The sequence below is a fragment of the Megamonas sp. Calf98-2 genome, from assembly GCF_900110235.1.
In the GTDB taxonomy this organism is placed as follows: Bacteria; Bacillota; Negativicutes; order Selenomonadales; family Selenomonadaceae; genus Megamonas; species Megamonas funiformis.
The window spans coordinates 1-8430 of record NZ_FOCY01000051.1 but is presented as its reverse complement, the minus strand read 5'-3'; the positions used below and the strand labels follow the sequence as shown (position 1 = coordinate 8430).

The window sequence follows — 8430 nt, the reverse complement described above, 5'->3', positions numbered from 1 at the left end:
TTTAGCTACATGAGAAATAGAATTTCCTTTTAAAACCATTTTAATTGCTTTAACTTTAAATTCATTTGAGTATTTAGTCATAAAAAAACTGCACCTCCAAAAGTTGTTTTGTGTCCAACTTTTGGGGTGCAGTTCAACATGACTATAACGCTCTTTTTATATTATTATTCTTCTTTATTATCTACATCACGTCTTAAAATTGTATATGGCACAACAGGTTTATCCATTTTCATAGTAATAATCTGTTGTGGATGTGGTGCTACTTCTATGGAAATACCTTCATCATTAAACATTTCTGTAATAGTTTGTTTAAATAAAGGTGCATCAGGTTGGAAGAATTCTATTTCTTGTCCAACTGTTAAATGATTGCGTTGCTGTATAGTAGCAATTTTTGTTTCTTCATCATAATCAAGTACTAAGCCTACAAAATCAGATGTATGTTCATAAGATGTTGTGTTATAAATTTGATCATCACAAGAAGTTTTATGATAAGAGAAACCACTTGTATATTCACGATGAGAAACTTTATTTAATTCATCTATCCATTCCTGTTTGATTGTAAATTCTTCTGGATTTTCAAAATAACTATCGATAGCATGACGGTATGCACTTACTACACTAGCTACATAATGAATAGATTTCATACGACCTTCAATTTTTAAGCTATCTACACCACATTCGATGATATCTTTTAGATAAGGAAGTAAACACATATCTTTAGAATTAAAGAAATATGTTCCATTTTCATCTTCAGTTACAGGAAAAAATTGACCAGGACGTTTTTCTTCAGTTAAATTATATTTCCAACGGCAAGGTTGAGTACATGCTCCACGATTAGAATCTCTACCTGTTAAATAATTGCTGATTAAGCAACGGCCAGAATAAGAAATACACATTGCACCATGTACAAACATTTCTAATTCCACATCAGTTTTTTCGCGAATTTCTTTTATTTCAGCAAAAGAAAGTTCACGAGCTAATACAACACGTTCTGCGCCTAAATCTTGCCATGCTTTAACAGCTCTCCAGTTAGTATTATTAGCCTGTGTACTGATATGAACTTCAAGATTTGGCACTTCATTTTTAATGAGCATGAATAAACCGATATCAGATACTAAAACAGCATCAACACCAACCTCTACCAATTCTTGTAGATATGGTAAAATTTCATTTATATCATTATTATGCGGAAAAATATTTGCTGTTACATAAACTTTTCTACCACGTTCATGAGCAAATTTAACGCCTTCAATCATTTCTTCTTTAGAAAAATTACCGCCATAAGCACGAAGCCCAAAACGTTTTCCGCCAAGATATACAGCATCTGCTCCATATAAAATAGCCATTTTCAATTTTTCTAAATTTCCTGCTGGTGCTAATAATTCAGGTTTTTTTATTGTATTTTGCATTGTTCCTCCAAATAATTAATTAGTTTTCAATCTTTTAGTTAAAGCCAAACCATCGCCATTTTCAAAAATCTCTGTTGTAAATTTATCTTTATCACTTACCATAGCAATATATTCACGCAATCTTTTTACAATCGTCTTATATCGGCGAGGTGGCTTTTCTTCGCTCATTACATAACCGCGAAATAATACATTATCAGCTAAAATAATGCCATCATCAGCTAATAATGGTAATACTTTCTGCAAATAATCAGGATATTGTCCTTTAGCTGCATCAATAAAAACCATATCAAATTTATAATTTTTATCTAGCTTTTCTATATTTTCAGCGGCATCACCTAAAATAATTTCAATCTGCTCTTTATATGCAGACTGATTTATAAAATCTTGAGCCTGTTTTGCGCGTTCTTCATCTAATTCCAAAGAAATAATCTTTGCATTTTCTGCACCATAATAAGTAGTTAATAATGCAGAATAACCTATCGCAGTACCAATTTCCAAAACTCTTTGTGGCTTATATTTTTTTATTATCTCAATAAAAACCTTTCTGCCATTTTCATTAATGATTGGTACTTTATTTTCTTTCGCAAAATCTTCCATTTGCTTAAATAAAGCTTCCACGTTTTAATTCCTCTTACTTATTATTTATTCACCATATATTTCTTCAATAACTTTTAAATGTTCATCATACGTTACACTATAATGATTATGACCTTCACTATCTGCAACAAAATACAAATAATCTGTAGTTGCTGGATATAACACAGCCTCAATAGAAGCAAGACCTGGATTTCCAATTGGCCCTGGAGTCAAACCTTCATGTTGATACGTATTATATGGAGAATCTAGTTTTGTATCTTCAATGCTAAACTCTTCCTTATGTTCATCTAAAGCATATTGAATAGTCGCATCAGATTGTAGCATCATATGATTTTCTAGTCGTTTGAAAAATACATCAGCGATAATTGGTCTATCTTCTGCAAACTTAGCTTCTTTTTCCACCAAAGATGCCATAGTTACCAATTCGAAAATAGATAAATTTTCCTCTTTAGCACGTTCACGCATTTCACTATTTAATCTATGGTCAAAATTATCTACCATGATTTGCATGATTTGTTTTGCACCATAAGACCTATCAATATCGTAAGTATCAGGAAATAAAAATCCCTCTACAGCATATTTGATATCCTTATTTTCTGTAGCTTCCTTCATATAATCATATGGAGTATAATCTTTTGCTACCTTGCAAAATTCCTCTTTTGTAGTCAAATTTTCTTTTTCTAATAAATTAGCAATATCTTCTACAGTGAAGCCTTCTGGAATAGTTATTCTAACTACTTGATTTTCTGGCCCTTGAACCAATCTATCAAGAACAGAATTTATATTCATACCCACACGAAAATAATAAATACCTTCTTTAAATTGAGTATCCTTACCTTCCAAACGAGCTAAAATGCGAAAACCAAGACCATTGTTTATTATAGCATGTTCTTGCAAATTTTGAGCAATTTCTTCTGTAGACATGCCACTTTCTATTTTTATAGAAATATTATCGCCATGTCCTTCATCATCGCCGATGAAAAATAAATTATATCCGCCTAAAAATATTAATACTACAGCCAAGCCAATTCTAACTTGATATTTAGTAGTAGTTAATATAGATTTTATCTTTTCCCACATAAATAATTAATCACCATCTCACTTAGCTATATTTAATATTTTTGACGTTCCTTCAATGCACGTTCTACATCACGTTTAGCAGCTTTTTCTGCCAAAGCTTGACGTTTATCATAATTTTTCTTACCAGTAGCAAGTCCTAAAGCCACTTTTGCTCTACCTTTGCTAAAATAAACTTTTAATGGTACTAATGTAAAACCTTTTTCTTTAATTTTACTGGATAATTTTACTATTTCTATTTTATGCATAAGTAATTTTCTAGCACGAAGTGGATCATGATTGAAAATATTACCCTGCTCATAAGGACTGATATGCATATTATCCAAAAAGATTTCATTGTTTTTGATTTTAGCAAAGCTATCTTTTAAATTAGCTTTACCTGCACGAAGAGATTTAACTTCTGTACCTACCAAAACAATCCCAGCTTCATATGTTTCATGAATAAAATAATCATGACGAGCCTTTCTATTTTCACAAACAATTTTTACACTTGCATTTTTCTTTCCCATAAAATCAACCTTACTTATTGTCTAAAATATTTATTTTTTACGGCGTTTGCCTTTTGAAACTCTATCACGCACACGTTCTTTGGTGCCATTTTTTTTACGAGTTTTCTTCGTATAAATTTTATCATAAAAAGCACTTTTCTTGTTATCTTTTTTCTTACCTTCTATTTTTGTAATAGATTTCTTTCTTTTTTCCTCTATTTTTTTATGCTCTTTATCTTTACGTTTTTTGCGTTTATATTTATCCGCTTGCTTTTTGCTTGCTTTATTTTCTTTAGAAAAGTTTTCTTTAATCTTTAAATCTTTTTTCACATTATTATTGATTTCTGTAAAAAATGGTTTAGCGATTATATCATCTTCAAAAACAAGTGGCATCTTACCATTATCTTTTAAAATAAAATCAATAGAACGTTCTTTAATACTTGCTCTTGTCAAAATAACAGTTACTTCATCACCTAAACGATATCTGAAATTAGTCATTTCGCCAACGAGTGCATATTCTTTCTCTACATATTCATAATAATCATTTACCATGGTAGAAACATGGACTAAACCTTCTACGCCATTATCTAATTCTACAAAAATACCAAAAGCAGTAACGCCACTGATAATACCCTGGAATTCATCACCCAAGAAACGAGCCATATATTCAATTTCCTTAATTAAAGTTGTCTCGCGTTCTGCTTCTGTAGCCACACGCTCTTGTTTAGATGTATGTGTAGCCACTTCAGGTAATCTTGATTTTAATTTTTCTTGACGTTCTGCTGTCATTTTTCCATTTAATTGTTCTTTTAATAAACGATGAACGATTAAATCTGGATAACGTCTAATTGGTGAAGTAAAATGCGTATAGTATTTAGCAGCTAAGCCAAAATGTCCTAAATTTTCTGCTTTATATTTAGCTTGTTGCATACTGCGCAAAGCTACAGCAGAAATAATTTTTTCTTCTGACTTTCCTTTAATAGAACTTAATACTTCTTGAACAGCTCTAGGTTCAATTTCACCTTCAGTGTTGCGATTTAAATGCAAATTAAAATTAGCTAATAATTCATTTAAGGCAAGCATTTTATCTTCTACAGGTTCTTCATGCACACGGTAAATAAAAGGCAATTCTTTTCTAGCCATATGCTCAGCTACTGTTTCATTAGCTACTAACATACATTCTTCAATGATAGATTCACCTAATCCATGTTCACGTTTTACAAGACCTACTGCTTGACCTTTGGCATTCAATTTTACCTTAACTTCAGGAATATCAAAATCTATAGCTCCACGCATTTGACGTCGTTTATTTAAAACTTTATATACAACTTCTAAATTGTGTAACAATGGTAAAATATCTTGATTGTCCTCAATCATTTGCGTATCTTTTTCCACTAAGATGCGATTTACTAATTTATACGTTAATCGACGATATACATGAATAACTGTAGGAAAAATATCGTATTTAATAACAGAGCCATTTGCGTCAATTTCCATTTCCGCACACATGGAAAGTCTATCTTCGCCAGCATTTAAACTACAAATACCATTGGACAACTCCACAGGCAACATAGGGATTACTCTATCTGCTAAATATACACTTGTACCGCGATTATATGCCTCTTTATCTAAAGGTGAAAATGCTTTTACATAATGACTAACATCAGCAATATATACACCTAAGAAAAAATTCCCATTTGGCAATTTTTCTGCATAAACACCATCATCTAAATCTTTGGCATCTTCACCATCAATAGTTACAATTTGTAAATGGCGTCTATCCTTGCGTTTATTGCATTCTGCCTTACTAGGTACTTGCTCAATCTGTTTAGCTTCTTCTTGTACATCTACAGGAAATTGCTCTGATAAATCATATTGACGCATTACTGATAAAATATCTACGCCAGGTGCACCTATTTTCCCAAGAACTTCTATAATTTTCCCTTCTGGACTATGATTTTTTGTCGGCCATTTAGTGATTTCAGCAACTACTTTCATGCCTACTTTTGCCCCATTAAAATTACGACCTTCAATAAAAATATCTTGATTTAAACGGCTATCATCTGGAACTACAAAACCAAAAGTTCTACTGCTTTCAAATGTACCTACAACTTTATTATTAGCACGTTCTAATATGCGAATAACTTCGCCTTCACGCTTAGTGAAACTACTTCTTTCAGTAGTGATACGCACTAAAACCTTATCATTATTCATTGCTGAATTTAACATACCAGCAGGAATGAAAATATCATCAACTTTAGCTTTACCTTCTTCTAGCCCATTATCTGGAATAACAAAACCAAATCCTTTAGACGTGATACTCATTTTCCCTACAACTAAATTCATATGTTTTGGTAAACCAAATAAACCGCTTCGATTTTGAATTAATAGATTTTTTCGCTCTAATTCTTCCATCGCAGAGGGTAATTGTTTTATTTCATCTGCTTCTAAAGCCAAAGCATATAATAAATCTTCCTGACTCATCGGTCTTTTAGCTTTAGTTTGCATATATTTCATTATTTTTTCTTGTAAACTCATAAATTTATCCTCTATCTAACCTCTAAATAATTTATTTCAAAAAATTCTCTATTTTATTAAATAATTTATCATGTTCAATATCTAAAGTAACTAAATGACCTGAAAAAATTAATTTAAATAATTGTTTATCCTTGCTACCAATATGGTCATAAATATATTGACCACTTTCTTCTTTTACTGTATGGTCATTTTTACTTTGAACAATCAAAATTGGTTTTGAAATTTCTGGTAGAATTTCTTTTGTTTTGGCTATTATCTCCAACAATTGATGCACACAGACAAGTGGCATTTTATTATAAGATACATTGTATCTTTTAGCTAGTTCAGGTAATTCTCGTCTATTTTTACGCTGATATCGTCCCACTGATTTTTCAAGTGGTGGTAAAAATCTTAAATTGCGTTCATTAGCTATATATACAGGAGCAGACATTGAAATTATTTTTTTCACAGGGAAATCCCTGCCAATTCGCATAGCTAATAAACCGCCCATAGATAGACCGATTACAGATATTTCACTGCAAATGCCACGCAATAAATGATATCCATCACATGCACTATGATACCATTCATGCCAATTAGTATTAGCCATTTCTTCTACAGTCGTACCATGACCAGCTAAGCGCACACCTAATACAGTATAACCTTGTCTGTATAAATAATTTCCTAATAATATCATTTCAGAAGGCGAGCCTGTAAATCCATGTATCAATAATACACCCTTTGAACCTCCAGGTAACAAAAATGGCTCTGCACCACTAGTAATCATAAAAATACCTCCTAAATTTTAAAATATTATTATAAATGACTTATTAAATAAAATATTACACTATTTGATAAAAAAAAATCTCTATCTACTTTAAATTAATTCAAATAGATAGAGAATAGTTTTTTATGCTACCATTTTAGCTATGATTAAAGTAATTATCATAAACAGTACAGCAAAAAACACAGTGAAACGGGCCATTAATGCGTCCATACCGCGAGCACTGCTACTAAAAGCTGTTTCATTTTGTCCTGATAAACTTCCCATGCCTGCAGTTTTACCTTCTTGCATAAGCACAGAAGCAATCAAGCCAATTGCTACTAACGCATCTATAATCATCAAAATAGTCAATAACATATTTATCCTCCCCACAAACTTAAACCTGCTATAGTACTATAATAGCATATCTATATCTTTGATTACAAGTTATAAATTCTCAATTACAAAGCCCAGTAAAAACCAGCATTAATTTGATATGAATTTTTATTTCCATTGCCAAATCTGCGTTCAATATCTAAGAATGCATATGAATCTTTTTTAGTTTCAATATTAAAGCCAAAACCAACATCATACCAATAACCACTATGGTCATATTTAAAACCAACATATTCATTATCAGAAGTAACATCTTTAACTGATACAAATTGTTCGCCTAAAAATTCTCGTAATATATCTGCTTTTAGATAAAAAGTATTTTTCTTATTATCACCAAAATTTTTGCCTAATTTAAATCCTGCTCTACCGATAATACTATCAATATTATCTACATGCACATTAGTATTTTGATTTGTAATGTAATCTGCGCCTGTTACTTTAGCTAATTGTAATTAAACTTGAGGAGTGATATACCAATCATTTTTTAAATTTTTCATATAGCCATATTCTGCACTAGCAGAAAATACATCATTATCGTAATTTCCTTTAATTAAATTCAATTTTTTGGTATCAACTATTTCAAAATCATTTTCTAAATGACCCCATTTCAAAATATAATCGCTATAATGACCATCATCACCAATCCATGTATCATAAAGCCAGATACCTTTTCTACTATTATTTCCTTTGCCAGCTATATCATCATAAGAAGTAGACCCTTTCATATAATCAAAAGCTAATCCTAAACGTTCTTGACCATCGTCTCTAAGAAAAAGTTTATCATATCCTAATTCATACATATTCCCATCAACAGTATATCCTAAATCTTTTTCAATTCTATCATGACGAAGTCTAAACCATATACCATCATCATTTTTATTTAAATAATGCACATCACCCATGCGTTTATCTAATCGTCCCATGAAGAGCGCTACATCATAATTAGCCTTAGTCATGTTTAATATAGTTTTACCTGCATTAGATAAAGTTTTTTCTTCAATATTTACCAATTTATAATTAACAGCATCTTCATTATTGCCAAAGATATTATTAATTACGTATTGTGCTAGTTAAAATTTTTACTTGCAAAAAAAGTTCAACAAGAGTACATTTCTAAGTATTTCATCACAAAGAAGTGTATCTAATGTTGAACCAATCTCATTGTAAGCTAAATACTTTAAAA

General features: G+C 31.0%; 7 protein-coding genes and 1 pseudogene. All 8 read right to left on the bottom strand.

Annotated features, from left to right (window positions below):
* Positions 1–164: 164 nt before the first annotated feature.
* Positions 165–1409, bottom strand: a complete 1245-nt coding sequence (locus BMX03_RS10695) for a peptidase U32 family protein (protein WP_091695353.1) — start codon at positions 1407–1409, stop codon at positions 165–167.
* A 15-nt stretch (positions 1410–1424) separates the two neighbouring features.
* A complete protein-coding gene (locus BMX03_RS10690) occupies positions 1425–2027 on the bottom strand; it encodes an O-methyltransferase (RefSeq protein ID WP_019000151.1) in 603 nt (200 codons plus the stop codon).
* A gap of 24 nt (positions 2028–2051) precedes the next feature.
* The gene (gene mltG, locus BMX03_RS10685) at positions 2052–3086 is read right to left on the bottom strand and encodes an endolytic transglycosylase MltG (RefSeq protein ID WP_008537911.1); all 1035 of its coding nucleotides are present in this window, start codon (positions 3084–3086) and stop codon (positions 2052–2054) included.
* A 32-nt stretch (positions 3087–3118) separates the two neighbouring features.
* Positions 3119–3592, bottom strand: a complete 474-nt coding sequence (smpB, locus tag BMX03_RS10680) for an SsrA-binding protein SmpB (RefSeq protein ID WP_008537912.1) — start codon at positions 3590–3592, stop codon at positions 3119–3121.
* A gap of 30 nt (positions 3593–3622) precedes the next feature.
* Positions 3623–6109 (bottom strand): ribonuclease R, encoded by a 2487-nt coding sequence (rnr, locus tag BMX03_RS10675; protein ID WP_091695351.1) that lies wholly within the window; start codon positions 6107–6109, stop codon positions 3623–3625.
* Between the two features lie 31 nt (positions 6110–6140).
* Entirely contained in the window at positions 6141–6875 is a 735-nt protein-coding gene (locus tag BMX03_RS10670) for an alpha/beta hydrolase (protein ID WP_022228628.1), read from the bottom strand.
* 123 nt (positions 6876–6998) lie between these two features.
* Entirely contained in the window at positions 6999–7229 is a 231-nt protein-coding gene (gene secG / locus BMX03_RS10665) for a preprotein translocase subunit SecG (RefSeq protein WP_008537917.1), read from the bottom strand.
* 83 nt (positions 7230–7312) lie between these two features.
* Positions 7313–8203 (bottom strand): annotated as a pseudogene (locus tag BMX03_RS11460) (autotransporter outer membrane beta-barrel domain-containing protein).
* Positions 8204–8430: the final 227 nt, after the last annotated feature.

Excerpts from the sequence above, each read along its gene's own strand:
- BMX03_RS10695 (WP_091695353.1), bottom strand. The coding sequence starts at position 1,409 with ATGCAAAATACAATAAAAAAACCTGAATTATTAGCACCAGCAGGAAAT.
- mltG (WP_008537911.1), bottom strand. The coding sequence starts at position 3,086 with ATGTGGGAAAAGATAAAATCTATATTAACTACTACTAAATATCAAGTT.
- smpB (WP_008537912.1), bottom strand. The coding sequence starts at position 3,592 with ATGGGAAAGAAAAATGCAAGTGTAAAAATTGTTTGTGAAAATAGAAAG.
- rnr (WP_091695351.1), bottom strand. The coding sequence starts at position 6,109 with ATGAGTTTACAAGAAAAAATAATGAAATATATGCAAACTAAAGCTAAA.
- BMX03_RS10670 (WP_022228628.1), bottom strand. The coding sequence starts at position 6,875 with ATGATTACTAGTGGTGCAGAGCCATTTTTGTTACCTGGAGGTTCAAAG.
- secG (WP_008537917.1), bottom strand. The coding sequence starts at position 7,229 with ATGTTATTGACTATTTTGATGATTATAGATGCGTTAGTAGCAATTGGC.